Raw genomic sequence first — 15,010 nt, 5'->3', positions numbered from 1 at the left:
GCTGGTCGTCATCTCGGGTGCGCAAGGCGCAGCTCCAATCGTTTGATCAGCTTCGCGGCGGGCAAGCTGACCGCCAGGAACAGCAGCCCGGCGATGGTCAGCGGCTCCAGGTAGCGGTAGCTGCTGGAGCCGATCGCGGTCGCGTGGCTGAGCAGTTCGAAGACCGTGATCGCGGACAGGATCGCGGAGTCCTTGAACATCTGCACCACGTAGTTGCCCAGCGCCGGGATGACGTCGCGGACCGCCTGCGGCAGCACCACGAATCGCCAGCGCTGCCAACTGGAAAGGCTCAGCGCGGTGGATGCCTCCCACTGCCCCGCGGGCACGCTCTGGATGCCCGCGCGGTAGACCTCGGCGGTGTAGGTGCTGTAGTTGATGCCGATGACGATGATCCCGGTGACCAGCGGCGAGAACTGCACGCCGAAGTTGGGCAGCACGTAGAAGGCGAAGTACGCCTGCACGAGCAACGGCGTGCCCCGGACGAACAGGATGAAGAAGCCGAAGAGCCGACTCAGCACCGGCACGTCGGAGAACCGCACCACGGCCAGCACCAGGCCGAGCACCAGCGCGATCGCCATGCCGATGAGCGTGACTTGGACCGTCACCCACAGTCCGTCCAAAAGGGACGGGATGATGCTGATCGCGAAGGACCAGTCCCAGATCATGAGCCAGCCACCCGCCCCGACCGGAACATCCGCTGCAACAGGGTTTCGCGCAGCTCGGGCCGCACCGGATCCATCCGCCGTTCAAGCCAGTTGGATCCCAGCGAAAGCACGTACGCCGCAACGAAGTAGAGCACCAGGATGGTGCCGAACACCGCCGCGGTGGCGCCGGTGGTCGCGCGCACCATCTGCGCGCGGAAGGTCAGATCCGCGACGGTCACCAGGGACACCAGCGAGGTGTTCTTCAGCAGGTCGACGAAGACGTTGCCGAACGGCGGGATCATCGCCGGAATCGCCTGCGGCAGGATCACGTACCGCATCCGCTGGTACGGGGTCAGGCTCAGCGCGATCGCGCCTTCCCGCTGACCGCGCGGCAAAGCGGTGATCGCGCCGCGCACGATCTCCGCGCCGTAAGCGCCTTCGTTGAGCCCGAGCGCCAGCACCGCGGCGGCGAACGGCACCAGTTGCACACCGAAGAACGGCAGCGCGAAGAACAGCCAGAACAGCTGGACCAGCATCGACGTACCGCGGAAGACCTCGATGAACACCCCGGCTGGCCAACGCAGCCAGCGGTGCCGCGACATCCGGCACAGACCGGCGGTGAAGGCCACCACGACGGTGACCACGATGCCGACCGCGGTGAGCGCGAGGGTGATCAGCAGACCGTTGAGCAGCAGCGGCAGGAACGGCAGGATTTCGGACATGCGTGAGGACTCCGTCCGCCCGGCTCAGCCAGCCACGGCGCAGAGCTGGTCGCGGGTCACTCCCCTGGCCGCGTCCGCGGAGAAGCCCCACTTCGAAAGGATCTGGTCGAATTCGGGGCTCGCCTTCAGGGCGCGCAACTGCTCGTCGTAGGCGTTGACCAGATCGGTGTCGGCCTTGCGGAAACCGGCGCCGGAACCGGTCTGCTGGACGTCCTGGATCGGCGGGGTGATGTCGATGCCGTCGGTCTTCAGCGAGTTCAGCGACAGCGTCGGCAGGAAGAACGCGTCGGCCCGGCCCGCCTGCACCGCCTCGATTCCGCTGCGGCCGTCGGGGATGTTGACGATCTGGGCGGCCGGTACGTTCTGCGTCTTCAACGCGCCGTCCTCGAAACCGCCTGGCAGCACTGCGACTTTCACCGCCGGATCGGCCTTGACGGCGGCGACGCTGGTCAGGTTCTTCGGGTTGCCCGCGGGTACCGCGAACGACTCCGTCGAGACGATTTCCGGTTCGGAGTAGAGGATTTGGCTGCACCGGGACTGCTTCATGAACAGTCCGGCGGCGATGATGTCCCACCGGTTCGCGTTGAGACCGGGGATCATCGACTCGTACGGCGTGACCACGCCCTGGATCTCCGGAATTCCCATCCGCTTCAGCACCGCGGCGACCACGTCCGGCTCCGCGCCGGTCACCGTGCCATCCGGCTTGATCTGCGTGTACGGCGGTTCGTTGGCGATGGCGATGCGGGCGAAGCCCTGCTTCTTGATCTGGTCCAAAGTGGATCCGGCGGGTTGTCCGCCACCGGGCTGGGTGAAGCTGCATCCAGCGAGGAAACCCGCCACCGGTAAGGCCACCGCGGCCGCACCGCCGCCGCGGAGCAGCTGTCGTCGGGAGATTTCGGTCCTGCGCATCGGTTCAAGCCTCCCTAGCGCGCATCGCCCATTCGAGTGATGCATTGGGGAGAGACGGTAGGTCGCCCGGTTGAGCCTGTCAATGCAAAGATTGTTGACAATGTGTAACTCCCAGATTGGCCCACCCAGCGGTACGAAAACCCGCAAGCTGCCGAACCACCAGCGCAAACGCACCAAGCGGCACACCGCAGCCCCCCAACCCGCCTAGCTCCGATCCGGCGAAATCCACCGTCCGCACCCGGCTCGACCAACCTCTCTAAGCGGGCCGTCCACAGTGCACAGTCCTGCGCGGAAGCGGCCTACCCAGGTGAGGCGGGGCTAGGAGGTTGGTGCCAGGACTGCGCGGGTTTGGTGGGCGATCTCCAGGTCTTCGCGGGCCTGCACCACCACCGTGCGCACCGCCGCGCCCACCGCGCTGATGTCGGCGTCCTGCGACGCCTCCGCATTCCGCGTCGGATCCACCGCCGCTCCGGCGAACCGCAGGGCTCCGCAGACCGCCGCTCGCACCAGCGGCTGGTGTTCCCCGATTCCGCCGGTGAACACCAGCAGGTCCAGGCCACCGAGCACCGCGACCATCGCTCCGGCGTGCCGCACCAGGCTGTGCCGGTACACGTCGTAGGCCACCGCCGCGTCCACGTCACCGCTCTCCCGCGCCGCCAGCACATCGCGCAGGTCACCGCCGGTACCGGACAGCCCGGCCAGGCCAGAGCGCTTCGCCAACACCTCGAACAACTCTTGTGGCGCAACGCCTTTCGTGGTCTGCAACCAGCCGAGCAGGCCTGGATCGACCGAGCCGCTGCGGGTGTTCATCACCAGGCCCTCTTCCGGGGTGAACCCCATCGTCGTGTCCACGCACCGCCCATCGCGCACCGCCGCCATCGACGCCCCGGCGCCGAGGTGGCAGCACAGCACGCGCCCCTGCCGGGGCGGCACACCCGCCAGCTCGGCGCCGCGAACCACCGCGTATGAATGCGACAGGCCGTGGAACCCGTAGCGGCGCAACGACCATTTCCGGTTCCACTCCCGAGGCAGCGCGTAGGTGGCCGCCGCGATCGGAAGCCCAGCGTGGAAGGCGGTGTCCACGCATGCCACCGACGGAGTGTCCGGCGCGGCGTCGCGCGCTGCGCGCAGTCCGGCGATGGCGCGCGGTTGGTGCAGCGGGGCGAGCTCGGTCAACGACGAGAGGTAGGCCAGCACCTCGTCGTCGACCACTGTCGCCGCGACGATCCGGATGCCGCCGTGCACCACCCGGTGCCCGATGGCGTCCGCCCCGTGCTCGTCGAGGAACCCGCGGATCGGCTCCGCCCCGCCCTCCCAGCGCTCCAGGGTTTGCTCGGCGACTGCCCCGTCGTCGTCCAGCAGGCCGAGCTTCAGGCTGCTGGAGCCCGCGTTCACCGTCAGCACCCTCATTGCCCCGACCAGGTCCAGTCCCGGATCTCCGGCATGTCCTCGCCGTGCGTCGACACGTAGTGCCGGTGCTCGATCAGCTTGGACTTCAACGCCTCCCGCGCGTAGGCCGCGCGCGGGCCCAGCCGCGGCACCCGGTCGATCACGTCGATCGCCAGGTTGAACCGGTCGATCTGGTTGAGCACGCACATGTCGAACGGAGTGGTCGTGGTGCCCTCCTCCTTGTAGCCGCGGGCGTGGATGTTGTCGTGGTTGTGCCGCCGGTAGGTCAGCCGGTGGATCAGCCAGGGATAGCCGTGGTAGTTGAAGATCACCGGCCGGTCGCGGGTGAAGAGGCTGTCGAACTCGGCGTCGGACAGCCCGTGCGGGTGCTCGCGCTCGTCCTGCAACCGCATCAGGTCCACCACGTTGATCACCCTGATGCGCAGGTCGGGGAACTGCTGGCGGAGCAGGTCGACCGCGGCCAGCGTCTCCATCGTCGGCACGTCCCCGGCGCAGGCCATCACCACGTCCGGCTCGCCGTCCTGATCGCTGCTGGCCCAGTCCCAGATCCCGATGCCCTTGGTGCAGTGCACGATCGCGGAGTCCATGTCCAGGTACTGCGGCGCGGGCTGCTTACCGGCCACCACCACGTTGATGTAGTCGCGGCTGCGCAGGCAGTGGTCGACCACCGAGAGCAGCGTGTTCGCGTCGGGCGGCAAGTAGATCCGCACGACCTCGGCCTTCTTGTTCATCACGTGGTCGATGAACCCCGGATCCTGGTGCGAGAAACCGTTGTGGTCCTGCCGCCAGACGTGCGAGGTCAACAGGTAGTTCAGCGACGCGATCGGCTGCCGCCAAGCCAGCTGGGTGCTGACCTTCAACCACTTGGCGTGCTGGTTGACCATCGAGTCCACGATGTGCGCGAACGCCTCGTAGCAGGAGAAGAACCCGTGACGACCGGTGAGCAGGTAGCCCTCCAGCCAGCCCTGGCAGGTGTGCTCGGAGAGGATCTCCATCACCCGGCCGTCCGGGGCCAGCGAGTCGTCGCCCGGTTGGATCTCGGCGTCCCACGTCCGCGACGTCGCCTCCAGGACCGCGTTGAGCCGGTTGGAGTTGTTCTCATCCGGCGCGAAGACCCGGAAGTTGCGCTCGTCGGCGTTGCGGCGCATCGCATCGCGCAGGAAACCGCCGAGCACCTTGGTGGCCTCGCCGAGCGAGGCACCCGGCTCGTCCACCCGTACCGCGTAGTCCCGGAAATCCGGCAACCGCAACGCGCGCAGCAGATGCCCGCCGTTGGCATGCGGGTTGTCGCTCATCCGCCGGGTGCCCGCGGGGTTGTGCTCCTTGATCTGCCGCACCGGCGCGCCGTCGGCCTCGAACAACTCGCCGGGTGCGTAGCTGGCCAGCCAGGACTCCAGTTGGCGCAGGTGCGCCGGGTCGTTGCGGGGATCGGAGATCGGCACCTGGTGCGACCGCCAGGAGCCCTCCACCTGCTTGCCGTCGACCTCGACCGGCCCGGTCCAGCCCTTCGGGGTGCGCAGCACGATCATCGGCCACCGCGGTCGCTGCACCCAGCCGTCGCGACGGGCCCGACGCTGAATCGCGGAGATCTCGTCCAGGCAGCGGTCCAGCGTCGCGGCGAAGAGGTGGTGCATCGGCCCCGGATCCGAGCCGGACACCAGGTACGGCTCGTAGCCGAACCCGCGCAGCATGCCCAGCAGTTCCTCTTCCGGGATGCGGGCCAAGACCGTGGGATTGGCGATCTTGTAGCCGTTGAGGTGCAGGATCGGCAGCACCGCGCCGTCGGTGGCCGGATCCAGGAACTTGTTGGAGTGCCAACTGGTGGCCAGCGGCCCGGTCTCGGCCTCGCCGTCACCGACGACGCAGGACACGATCAGGTCCGGATTGTCGAAGGCGGCGCCGAAGGCGTGCGACAGCGAGTACCCGAGCTCCCCGCCTTCGTGGATCGAACCCGGTGTCTCCGGCGCCACGTGGCTGGGAATCCCGCCCGGGAAGGAGAACTGGGTGACCAGGCGGCGCAGCCCGTCGTAATCCTGCGCCACGTCCGGGTAGATCTCGCTGTAGGTGCCTTCCAGCCAGGCCGCCGCGACCAGGCCCGGCCCGCCGTGCCCCGGTCCGATCACGTACATCATGTCCAGATCCCGCACCCGGATCGCCCGGTTCAGGTGCGCGTAGATGAAGTTCAGCCCCGGTGTGGTGCCCCAGTGCCCGAGCAGCCGGGGCTTGACGTGCTCGGGGCGCAGCGGCTCGCGCAGCAACGGGTTGTCCATCAGGTAGATCTGCCCGACCGACAGGTAGTTCGCGGCCCGCCACCACAGTTGCAGGCTGTCCAGTTCCCGCGCGCCCAAGTGCTCGGACACCGCTGGTGTAGTGGTCCACCTAACCCCGGTGGTCGCACTCGTCTCACTGGTCATCCCGGCTCCCCAACCTCGTCACCTCGCCCTTCAGCGTGGGCGGCAACAGCCGCTTCGCAACTCGGCACGGGATCCAGGAGTGAAGGGCACCTTTGACCGAGTAAGAGGGTGCGCGGATTGGCTTGCGTGGCGGTGCGGGTAGCGGAACCTCAGAGGCTTTCTCGACTGCGGGATCCCCGACTTATGTATGTCCAGATCGGTGCTGCCTACAGCAGGCGGTCCACCGTGATCTCGGCGGCGGAGCGGCTGGCCGCCGAGATCACGTCCAGCGCTGCCACGGCGTCCGCGGGGTCGACCGGGGGCGGAGCGCCGTCGCGCAGCGCTGCGACGACTCCGTCGTAGAACGCCAGGTAGTTGCCCGCTTCGCTGGGCACCCGGCGGAGTTCGTCGCCGACGCCCAGGACTCCCCACGACTCCTCCGGCTCCCGGCCCCAGGTGTCGTCGGTAGGTCGGCGACCGGCGCGCAACTCTGCTTCCTGCGGGTCGAGGCCGTACTTGGTGAACGTGGCGGCATCCCCGAGCACGCGGAAGCGCGGTCCCTGCTGCGCGGCGAGCTTGCTCATCCACAGGTGCGAGCGCACTCCGTTGGCGTGGGTGAGCGCGACGAACGAATCGTCGTCGGCCCGCACCTCCGGTCGTCGGCAGTCGATCTCGGCGTAGACCGCCGCAACCGGCCCGAACAGCTGCAGAGCCTGGTCGATCAAGTGGCTGCCCAGGTCGTAGAGCACTCCCGCGACGTCCTCGGCGCCGCCGGAATCCCGCCAGGTCGGCTTCGGCGTCGGCGACCACCGCTCGAACCGCGATTCGAAGCGGTGCACCCGGCCCAGTTCACCGGCGTCCAGCAGACTGCGCACCGTGCGCATGTCGCTGTCCCACCGCCGGTTCTGGAACACCGTCAGCATCAGATCCTTGGCCGCGGCGTGCTCGATCAGCCGCCGACCCTCCACCGCCGTGGGCGTGAACGGCTTGTCCACCACGACCGGCAGGCCAGCGTCCAGTGCGGCGGTCGCCAACTCGACGTGGGTGCGGTTCGGGCTGGCGATCACCGCGAGATCGAGCTCGCGGTCCAGCAGGGCGTCCACGTCGTCGAGCACCGCGGTCTCGGGATGGGCGGCGCGCACCTGCTGCTGCCGCTCGGGATTCGCGGTGACGACCGCAGCCAACCGCAGCGATGGGTGGGCAGCGATCAGCGGTGCGTGGAAGAAGGCGCCACCAACGCCATAGCCGACAAGTCCGACTCGCAGTGCAGAACTCATGTCCCCATTAGAGCTCGTCCGACGACCGGCACCCGCCTTGGCGTCACCGGTACCGGGGCGATTTCGCGCGAAATCGCCCACTACGCCGAGGCGCGGCGCGGTCGCCTGCCGGTTTGGCCCGGCGAGACCAGCCCGGTCTCGTAGGCGGTGATCACCAACTGGGTGCGCGAGTTGAGGTGCAGCTTCTGCATCACGTGGTAGAGGTGCGACTTGACGGTCAGCTCCGCCAACCCGAGGTTGCGGGCGATCTCGGCGTTCGAACCGCCGCGGGCGACTTCCAGCAGCACGTCCAACTCCCGCTCGGTCAGGGCGCTGAGCTCGCTGCGCGCATCCCGGACGCCGAGCGCGGCGAAGCGCTGCAACAGCCGCTTGGTGACCCGCGGCGCGATCAGGGCATCCCCGTCGGCGACCGTGTGCACGGCCTTGACCAGGTCTTCCGGGGTGGCGTCCTTGAGCAGGAAACCGCTGGCACCGGCGCGCAACGCGGCGTAGACGTACTCGTCGAGGTCGTGCACGGTAAGCATGATCACCGCGGTCTCGCCGTCGGTCTCCGCGACGATCTCGCGGGCCGCCGCGATGCCGTCCTTGCCCGGCATCCGCACGTCCATCAGGACCACGTCGGGACGACGGCGGCGCACCGCGGCCACTGCCGCGTCGCCATCGGCGGCTTCGGCCAGCACCCGCAGCCCCGGTTCGTTGGACAGCAGGGCCACCAGTCCCGCGCGGATCATCGCTTGGTCGTCGGCTACCAGGACGGTCGTGTCAGCAGTTTCCACGCGGCCGGGCCTCCTCGATCCGGGTGGCCCGAATTTCGATTCAGGCCAGGTCCGAATTTTCCGCGCACGGTAGCACGGCTTCAAGATGAAAACCGTTCATGATTGGGTGTGCCGTCAAGGTTCCGCCTAGCAGCGCAACGCGTTCCCGCAGCCCGATCAGCCCATGTCCCGACGGTTGGGAGACCGCTCGGCCTCCCACCGCGTCCACCCCGCTGATCCGATTGGTCACCTCGATCCGCAGCGCGGCAGGTCCGTAGTCCAGCAGCACCCGCGCCCGCCCCGCGCCCGCGTGCTTGAGCACGTTGGTCATGGCCTCCTGCACGATCCGGTACGCCGTCATCTCGACCCCGGAACTGAGCTCGCGGACCTGACCCCGCCGGTCGAGCTTCCACTCCACGTGCGGACCGCGCACCGAAGCGACCAGCGCATCCACCCCGTCCAGGCTGGGCGTCGGTTGCCAGTCCATCGGGTCCCGGCCCGCCGTGCTGTGATCGCGCAGCGCGTTGAGCAGGTTGCGCATCTCCCCCAGCGCGCTCCTGGAACTCTGTTCGAGCTCCTGCAAGGTCTGCCGGGCGTGGTCCTGATCGCGGTCGATCAGCGCCCGCGCAACGCCCGCGCGCAACGCCACCACGGACAAGTTGTGCGACACGATGTCGTGGAACTCGCGAGCGATGCGGGCTCGTTCGATGGCCGCCGCGTCCGCGGCGAGTTGATCGCGCGCCTCGTCGAGCATGGTCATGGTCTGTTCCAGCTGCGCGGCGCGTCGGCGGCCGATCTGCATCGCGCGCGCCCAGCCGACCACCATCACCAGGTTCACCACCGCGCCGGAGATCCGCAGCAGGCCCTCCACCGGCGACATGTCGTAAACGATCATCTCGCTGACCGGGTAAACCATCGCGATCGTCGCGGCGACCACCGCCGCCTTCAGCGAGCCGCGCACGCAGACCGAGTAGATCGCGACCAGGATCACCAGGTTGAGCCCACCGATGTCCAGTTTGAACACGGTGAGACCGACGGTGACCGCCAGCTGTGCGAACAGCACCAGCCACGGGGCCCACCGCCGCAGCATCAACAGCGCGGTGGCTGGCACGCTCACCAGCAACGGCCACCACCAGTCGATCCACGGCGGATGCTCGCCGATGGACAGGGCGAAGCCGTGCAGCACCGAAAGCACCACTACGAAGGTGAGATCGCCGAGCACGGCGCGGTGCATGGTGACCCGAGCCAGCAAGCCCGTCCGCGACTGCGGGACAGCGGCACGACCAAGTGCGTGATCGACCATCGAACCTGCCTAGAGCGTGTCCCAACGGGCTTGCGCGGGTCGCCCAGGAGCACCACCCGCGAACCGGCGCCGCGGACACCGGTTTCGGGGTGACCGATGTCCGCAGCGCGCCAACCACCCGTCACCGGCGCGTCGTCGACGACGGGCAGCGGAGATCATGTACCCGCCGCCGACGCACTTCATCCGGCGAAAGTCGTAGCGGCGAACCTACCTGTCCACCACCGACGCCGGGCCGGGAACGGTCAATATCCGCGGGCGACCCACTCGTCGAACTGCGGGCGGACCGCGCCGATCGTGGTGCTCTCGCCGTGTCCGGGCCGGACTTCGGTGGCCTCCGGCAGCGGCAGCAGCCGGTCCCGGATCGACGCCACGATCACGTCGAAGTCCGAATAGGACCGGCCGGTGGCACCCGGCCCGCCGGCGAACAACGTGTCCCCGGTGAACACCACGCCCAGCTCCGGCGAGTAGAAGCAGACGGCACCCGGCGCGTGGCCGGGGGTGTGCAGCACCCGCAGGCCGGTGCCGCCGACCTCGACCACTTGGCCGTCGGCAAGTTCCCGGTCGGGCTTGCGGTCCGGGTGGGTCAGGTTCCACAGCACCATGTCGTCGGGGTGCAGGAACAGCGGCGCCCCGACGGCATCGGCCAATTCCGGCGCTTTGCGCACGTGGTCGTCGTGGGCGTGGGTGCACAGCACCGCCAGCACCCGGCGGTCCCCGACCAACCCGCGGATCGCGTCGACGTCGTGCGGCGCGTCGATGACCACGCACTCCTGGTCGTCGCCGACCACCCACGCGTTGTTGTCCACGTCGAAGGTCTGGCCGTCCAGCGAGAACGTGCCCGACGTGGTCGCGTGGTCGATGCGCAGCGTCATCCGAAGATCACCACCGAACGCAGCACCTCGCCGCGGTGCATCTTCTCGAACGCCTGCTCCACCTGGTCCAGCGCGATCTCCTCGCTGACGAACTTCTCCAACGGCAGGCGGCCCTGCTGGTAGAGCTCGATCAGCATCGGGAAGTCGCGTTCCGGCAGGCAGTCGCCGTACCAGCTGGACTTCACCGCGCCACCGCGACCGAAGACGTCCAGCAGCGGCAGTTCCAGCTTCATCTCCGGGGTGGGGACCCCGACCAGCACCACGGTGCCCGCGAGATCACGCGCGTAGAACGCCTGCTTGAACGTCTCGGGCCGACCGACCGCGTCCACCACCAGATCGGCGCCGAAGCCGCCGGTGAGCTCGCGGATCGCCTCGACGCTGTCGGTCTCGCTGGCATTGACGGTGTGCGTGGCGCCGAACTGCCGGGCCCACTGCAGCTTCTTCGGGTCGGTGTCGACCGCGATGATCCGGCGCGCACCGGCCATGCTCGCCCCGGCGATCGCGCCGTCGCCGACGCCACCGCAGCCGAGCACCGCGACGGTGTCGCCCGGCCCGGCGTTGCCCGTGTTGACCGCGGCACCGATCCCGGCCATCACACCGCAACCCAGCAACCCGGCGACCGCCGGGCTCGCCGAGGGGTCCACCTTGGTGCACTGCCCCGCGTGCACCAGCGTCTTCTCCGCGAACGCGCCGATGCCCAGGGCGGGCGACAGCGGCGTGCCTTCGAGCGTCATCGGCTGCTTCGCGTTGTGCGTGTTGAAGCAGTACTGCGGCCGACCTCGTTTGCAGGCCCGGCACACCCCGCACACCGCGCGCCAGTTGAGGATCACGAAGTCGCCGGGCTGCACGTCCTGCACGCCCTCACCGACCGCTTCGACCACCCCGGCGGCCTCGTGGCCGAGCAGGAACGGGTACTCATCGCTGATGCCGCCCTCGCGGTAGTGCAGATCCGTGTGGCACACCCCGCACGCCTGCACCTGCACCACGGCCTCACCTGGTCCCGGATCCGGGACGTTGATGGTCACCACCTCGACCGGTTTTCCCTTCCCGGTCGCCACCACCGCGCGAACGTCGGCCACGAGCACCTCCAGCAGATTGTTAGTTGAGGACACCATCGTCATATGCGCGCATGACCATCAGCAAGAGCAGCGCCGATCATTTCACAAGCACGGAGAGTTACCAAATGACTACTGTACGATTCCGGTACGACGGGGGAGGACGAGGATGGTCGACACGCTGCTGGCAGCGGTGCTGCACTTCGTCCCCGACTCCGACGAACCGCTCGCGCTGGTCGAGACCTATCGGGACGCGGTGGTGCCGGGTAGCCACCTGGTGGTCTCGCACCTGACCGGCAGCCATGATCCGGGCGCGATGCGCATCCTCGCGCAGCGCTACGCCGAGACCTCCGACCCGATCCATCCGCGGGAGACCGGTTGGATCGAGGAACTGTTCGGCGACTTCGAGATCCTGCCACCGGGCGCGGCCTACCTGGCGGACTGGCGCCCCGAACCCGGCCAAGTCGGCACGGACCGCGACTACCACCTGCTCTACGGCGGGGTGGCCCGCAAGCACTGACCTCGCCGGATTCCGGTTCCCAAATTTAAGAGCGCGCGGATTGGGTTGCGTGGCGGTGCGGGTAGCGGAACCCCAGAGGCTTTCTCGACTCCGGGATCCCCGACTTACGTATGACTCTTAGAAATTTGGGACGCCGCCACGGCGCTCGGCGTGGCGGCGACGGGACTCAGCGGCGGATGAACAGCAGGAGGATGCCCGCGATGATCGCCGCGATTCCGGCGGCCAGCCAGGCACCCGCCAGGCCCGCGTGCTCGGCGAAGACGCCGAACAGCAGCGGCCCGAGGCTGCCGCCCAGGTAGATACCGGTCTGCGTGAACGAAGTGGCGCTCGCGACCCGGTCGGGCGCGAGCTTGGCGACCGCGAAGTTCAGCAGTCCCGGCCAGGCCCAGCCCGCACCGAACCCGACGGACACCCCGATCAGGAACACCGCCGGTGAGTCCACTGCCATCAGCCCGAAGCCGATCGAACCGATCAGCAGCATCGCGGTGATCATCCGCACCAGGTTCGGGTTCTTGCGATCGGCCAGCACACCCGCGCACAACCGGATCACCAGCCCCGTCGCCGAACCCAGCGACAGCACCAACCCGGCCGCCGACGGGCTGAACCCGACCTCGACAGCGGTGGTGGTGACGAAAGCGCCCAACGCGTTGGCCGCGGCCGAGCCCAAGCCGCCGGAGATCGCCAACAGCAACAGCGCACCCCGACCCGCGTTCCGACCGCTCGTCTCGGTGCGGCTGGTCGCGGACCGCTCGGCCGCGGGCAGTCGCGGCACCGAGAAGGCGGCAACCAGGCCCAGCGCCCCGGCGATCACGAACACCCAGCGCCAGCCGACGGTCAGCGCCACAGCGGGCACCGCGACCCCCGCCAGCAGGGTCGCGGCCGGGATCGAGGACTGCTTGACACCGAAGCCCATGCCCCGGCGGTCCGCCGGAATGCCTTGCGCGATGAGCAGATTCGATGCGGGCTGAGCCAGCGAGTTGGGCAGTCCGGCCACCCACAGCAGACCCAGCAACCAGGCAGCGTTCGGCGCGACGGCCAGACCGAAAAGGCAAAGCGAACTGCCCAGCACGCCGATCCGCATACCCGCCCGCGCGCCGATCCGCTCGACCAGCCAGCCCATCGTCCGGGACGAGGCGGACGCGACGCCGAAGAAACCAGCCGCCGCCACGCCCAGCAGCGCAGCACCGAAGCCGAGGTCCTGCTGCAACTGCACGCCGAGGCCACCGACGAGGAAGACCGGGAACACCCCGACCGTGACAACCGCAGCAACCGACGACAGCACCCGCGGAACCCCGATGGTCCGCGGACGTTGCCCGGCAACTGCCACTGCGGGCATCCGCCCCTCCTATCGGTGTGGTGGTCTTACCAGCGTGGGAAGCCGGATAGTTTTTAGCAACGCTAACGTGACGTACGCCTCTGCCCGCTCCGCACAACTCCACCCGCTGTCGTACTGCGGGTTGACGTCGGGCCCACGGAGGAGCAATGGTCAACAGAAGTTGATCGACAACAGGAGGACAGCGTGGCCGTGGCACCGGGTGCCGGACTTCCCGCATCGCAGATCCCCGACCTGGTGCTGCTGGACGCGGTGGAGCTGTCCTGGCTGATCCGCCGCCGGGAGATCTCCTGCGTCGAGGTGCTGGAGACCTATCTCGGGCACATCGACCGGTTCAACCCGGCGGTGAACGCGATCATCTCCCGCGCCGACGAGGCCGCGCTCATCGACCAGGCCCGGCAGCGCGACCGGGAGCTCGACCGCGGCGACCACGCCGGGTGGATGCACGGATTCCCGATCGCGGTCAAGGACCTCTCCGACGTCTGCGGATTCCCCACCACCAAGGGCTCGCCGATCCACGCCGAATCGATCGCGACGACCGACGAACTGCACGTGCGGCGGATGCGGGCGGCCGGTGCGATCGTCATCGGCAAGACCAACGTCCCCGAGTTCGGCCTGGGCTCGCACACCTTCAACTCGGTGTTCGGCACCACGCTCAACGCCTACGACACCACCCGCAGCGCGGGCGGCAGCAGCGGCGGCGCCGGATCCGCGCTGGCCTTGCGGATGCTTCCGGTCGCCGATGGCAGCGACTTCATGGGGTCGCTGCGCAATCCGGCCGCCTGGGGCAATCTCGTCTCGCTGCGGCCGAGTTTCGGGCGCGTCCCGTCCGAAGGTTTCGTGAGCAAGCCTTCCGTGGTCGGCCCGATGGGGCGGACGGTGCGCGACGTGGCGATGCTGCTGTCCACCATGGCCGGTCCGGATGCGGGCGCGCCGCTGAGCATCGAGCAGGACCCGGAGCTGTTCACCGGTCGCCTGGAACGCAACTTCGAAGGCACCCGAATCGGTTGGATCGGCGACTTCGACGGATACCTGGCCACCGAAGCGGGCGTGCTGGACCAGTGCGCCGACTCCTTCGGCGCCTTCGCCGACATCGGCTGCACGGTCGAGCCGGTGTCCCAGCGGCTGCCCATCGAGCAGGCGTGGGAGACCTTCCTGCTGTGGCGGTCCTGGATGGTCGGGCGCAACCACGTCGACCAGTACGCCGACCCGGCCGCCCGCGAACTGCTCAAACCCGAGCTGATCTTCGAGATCGAGGGCTACCAGCGGCTCACCGCGGCGGACATCTCGCGCGCCCTCGACGGCCGCGACGAGTGGTACGCCGCGGCGTACCAGCTGTTCGACGACTACGACTTCCTGCTCGCGCCAAGCGCGCAGGTGTTCCCGTTCGACGCGGATCAGCGCTGGCCGCGGCAGATCGACGGCCGGTCGATGGACACCTACCACCGGTGGATGGAGACGGTCGCCCCGTGGACGCTGTCCGGACTGCCGATCGTCAACCTACCGGTCGGTTTCAACGACGCGGGGCTGCCGATGGGCGTCCAGCTGATCGGCCGGAACCACGCCGAATGGCCCCTGCTGCAACTGGCCCACGCCTACGAACGCGCCACCGACTGGACCCACCGAGTCCTCCCACCCCTACTCCGCTAAGTCGTGAGTGCACAACCGGGCTCCAACCCGGCCACGCACTCACGACCCCATTCAGGTGAGGAGTGAAGGGCACCTTCGACCGGGTAACCCGGTTGTCGTGTCTCGGTTGGTTTGTCGCTGGTGGGTCTTGGGTGATGTGGCACAAGGCTAGGCGGCTGGGGTGAGGG

Annotated in this window: 13 protein-coding genes; 2 read left to right on the top strand and 11 right to left on the bottom strand. The window is 68.6% G+C overall.

Features of this window, described 5'->3' with window-relative positions:
- Nucleotides 1–8: 8 nt before the first annotated feature.
- The 10 genes from ehuD to MOQ72_RS12780 all read right to left on the bottom strand — a co-directional run bounded on the left by ehuD (nt 9) and on the right by MOQ72_RS12780 (nt 11,364).
- Nucleotides 9–665, bottom strand: a complete 657-nt coding sequence (gene ehuD, locus MOQ72_RS12825; RefSeq protein WP_242183456.1) for an ectoine/hydroxyectoine ABC transporter permease subunit EhuD — start codon at nt 663–665, stop codon at nt 9–11.
- Nucleotides 662–1,366: an ectoine/hydroxyectoine ABC transporter permease subunit EhuC gene (gene ehuC / locus MOQ72_RS12820; RefSeq protein WP_242183454.1), complete on the bottom strand. Its 705-nt coding sequence runs from the start codon at nt 1,364–1,366 to the stop codon at nt 662–664. The genes ehuD and ehuC overlap by 4 nt, the downstream gene beginning before the upstream one ends.
- 24 nt (nt 1,367–1,390) lie before the next feature.
- A complete protein-coding gene (gene ehuB / locus MOQ72_RS12815) occupies nt 1,391–2,275 on the bottom strand; it encodes an ectoine/hydroxyectoine ABC transporter substrate-binding protein EhuB (protein ID WP_242183451.1) in 885 nt (294 codons plus the stop codon).
- A 318-nt stretch (nt 2,276–2,593) separates the two neighbouring features.
- Nucleotides 2,594–3,685: an acetate/propionate family kinase gene (locus MOQ72_RS12810; RefSeq protein WP_242183448.1), complete on the bottom strand. Its 1,092-nt coding sequence runs from the start codon at nt 3,683–3,685 to the stop codon at nt 2,594–2,596.
- Entirely contained in the window at nt 3,682–6,099 is a 2,418-nt protein-coding gene (locus tag MOQ72_RS12805; RefSeq protein ID WP_242183446.1) for a phosphoketolase family protein, read from the bottom strand. Before MOQ72_RS12805 ends, MOQ72_RS12810 begins: the two co-directional genes overlap by 4 nt.
- Before the next feature lie 206 nt (nt 6,100–6,305).
- The gene (locus MOQ72_RS12800) at nt 6,306–7,355 is read right to left on the bottom strand and encodes a Gfo/Idh/MocA family protein (RefSeq protein WP_242183444.1); all 1,050 of its coding nucleotides are present in this window, start codon (nt 7,353–7,355) and stop codon (nt 6,306–6,308) included.
- Between the two features lie 80 nt (nt 7,356–7,435).
- The gene (locus tag MOQ72_RS12795; protein ID WP_242183441.1) at nt 7,436–8,131 is read right to left on the bottom strand and encodes a response regulator; all 696 of its coding nucleotides are present in this window, start codon (nt 8,129–8,131) and stop codon (nt 7,436–7,438) included.
- A gap of 40 nt (nt 8,132–8,171) precedes the next feature.
- Complete coding sequence (locus MOQ72_RS12790) at nt 8,172–9,413, bottom strand: sensor histidine kinase (protein WP_242183439.1); 1,242 nt, start codon at nt 9,411–9,413, stop codon at nt 8,172–8,174.
- 242 nt (nt 9,414–9,655) lie between these two features.
- The gene (locus tag MOQ72_RS12785; protein WP_242183437.1) at nt 9,656–10,285 is read right to left on the bottom strand and encodes an MBL fold metallo-hydrolase; all 630 of its coding nucleotides are present in this window, start codon (nt 10,283–10,285) and stop codon (nt 9,656–9,658) included.
- Nucleotides 10,282–11,364 (bottom strand): S-(hydroxymethyl)mycothiol dehydrogenase, encoded by a 1,083-nt coding sequence (locus tag MOQ72_RS12780; protein ID WP_372495352.1) that lies wholly within the window; start codon nt 11,362–11,364, stop codon nt 10,282–10,284. Before MOQ72_RS12780 ends, MOQ72_RS12785 begins: the two co-directional genes overlap by 4 nt.
- A 145-nt stretch (nt 11,365–11,509) precedes the next feature.
- Here MOQ72_RS12780 and MOQ72_RS12775 point away from each other — a divergent pair, with 145 nt between their 5' ends.
- Nucleotides 11,510–11,860 (top strand): SAM-dependent methyltransferase, encoded by a 351-nt coding sequence (locus MOQ72_RS12775; RefSeq protein WP_242183433.1) that lies wholly within the window; start codon nt 11,510–11,512, stop codon nt 11,858–11,860.
- Nucleotides 11,861–12,026: 166 nt separating this feature from the next.
- Here the strand turns inward: MOQ72_RS12775 and MOQ72_RS12770 are convergent, their stop codons facing one another.
- The gene (locus tag MOQ72_RS12770) at nt 12,027–13,196 is read right to left on the bottom strand and encodes an MFS transporter (protein ID WP_242183431.1); all 1,170 of its coding nucleotides are present in this window, start codon (nt 13,194–13,196) and stop codon (nt 12,027–12,029) included.
- A gap of 183 nt (nt 13,197–13,379) precedes the next feature.
- Between MOQ72_RS12770 and MOQ72_RS12765 the strand changes: the two genes are divergently transcribed.
- Nucleotides 13,380–14,843, top strand: coding sequence for an amidase (locus MOQ72_RS12765; RefSeq protein WP_242183429.1), 1,464 nt, complete (start codon nt 13,380–13,382; stop codon nt 14,841–14,843).
- Nucleotides 14,844–15,010: the final 167 nt, after the last annotated feature.

The organism is Saccharopolyspora soli (genome assembly GCF_022678645.1).
Classification (GTDB): Bacteria; Actinomycetota; Actinomycetes; order Mycobacteriales; family Pseudonocardiaceae; genus Saccharopolyspora; species Saccharopolyspora soli.
This window is presented reverse-complemented; position numbering and strand designations above follow the sequence as displayed.

Coding starts and splice junctions, on each gene's coding strand:
- MOQ72_RS12800 (WP_242183444.1), bottom strand. CDS start 7,355: ATGAGTTCTGCACTGCGAGTCGGACTTGTCGGCTATGGCGTTGGTGGC.
- MOQ72_RS12770 (WP_242183431.1), bottom strand. CDS start 13,196: ATGCCCGCAGTGGCAGTTGCCGGGCAACGTCCGCGGACCATCGGGGTT.
- ehuC (WP_242183454.1), bottom strand. CDS start 1,366: ATGTCCGAAATCCTGCCGTTCCTGCCGCTGCTGCTCAACGGTCTGCTG.
- MOQ72_RS12805 (WP_242183446.1), bottom strand. CDS start 6,099: ATGACCAGTGAGACGAGTGCGACCACCGGGGTTAGGTGGACCACTACA.
- ehuB (WP_242183451.1), bottom strand. CDS start 2,275: ATGCGCAGGACCGAAATCTCCCGACGACAGCTGCTCCGCGGCGGCGGT.
- ehuD (WP_242183456.1), bottom strand. CDS start 665: ATGATCTGGGACTGGTCCTTCGCGATCAGCATCATCCCGTCCCTTTTG.
- MOQ72_RS12810 (WP_242183448.1), bottom strand. CDS start 3,685: ATGAGGGTGCTGACGGTGAACGCGGGCTCCAGCAGCCTGAAGCTCGGC.
- MOQ72_RS12775 (WP_242183433.1), top strand. CDS start 11,510: ATGGTCGACACGCTGCTGGCAGCGGTGCTGCACTTCGTCCCCGACTCC.
- MOQ72_RS12790 (WP_242183439.1), bottom strand. CDS start 9,413: ATGGTCGATCACGCACTTGGTCGTGCCGCTGTCCCGCAGTCGCGGACG.
- MOQ72_RS12785 (WP_242183437.1), bottom strand. CDS start 10,285: ATGACGCTGCGCATCGACCACGCGACCACGTCGGGCACGTTCTCGCTG.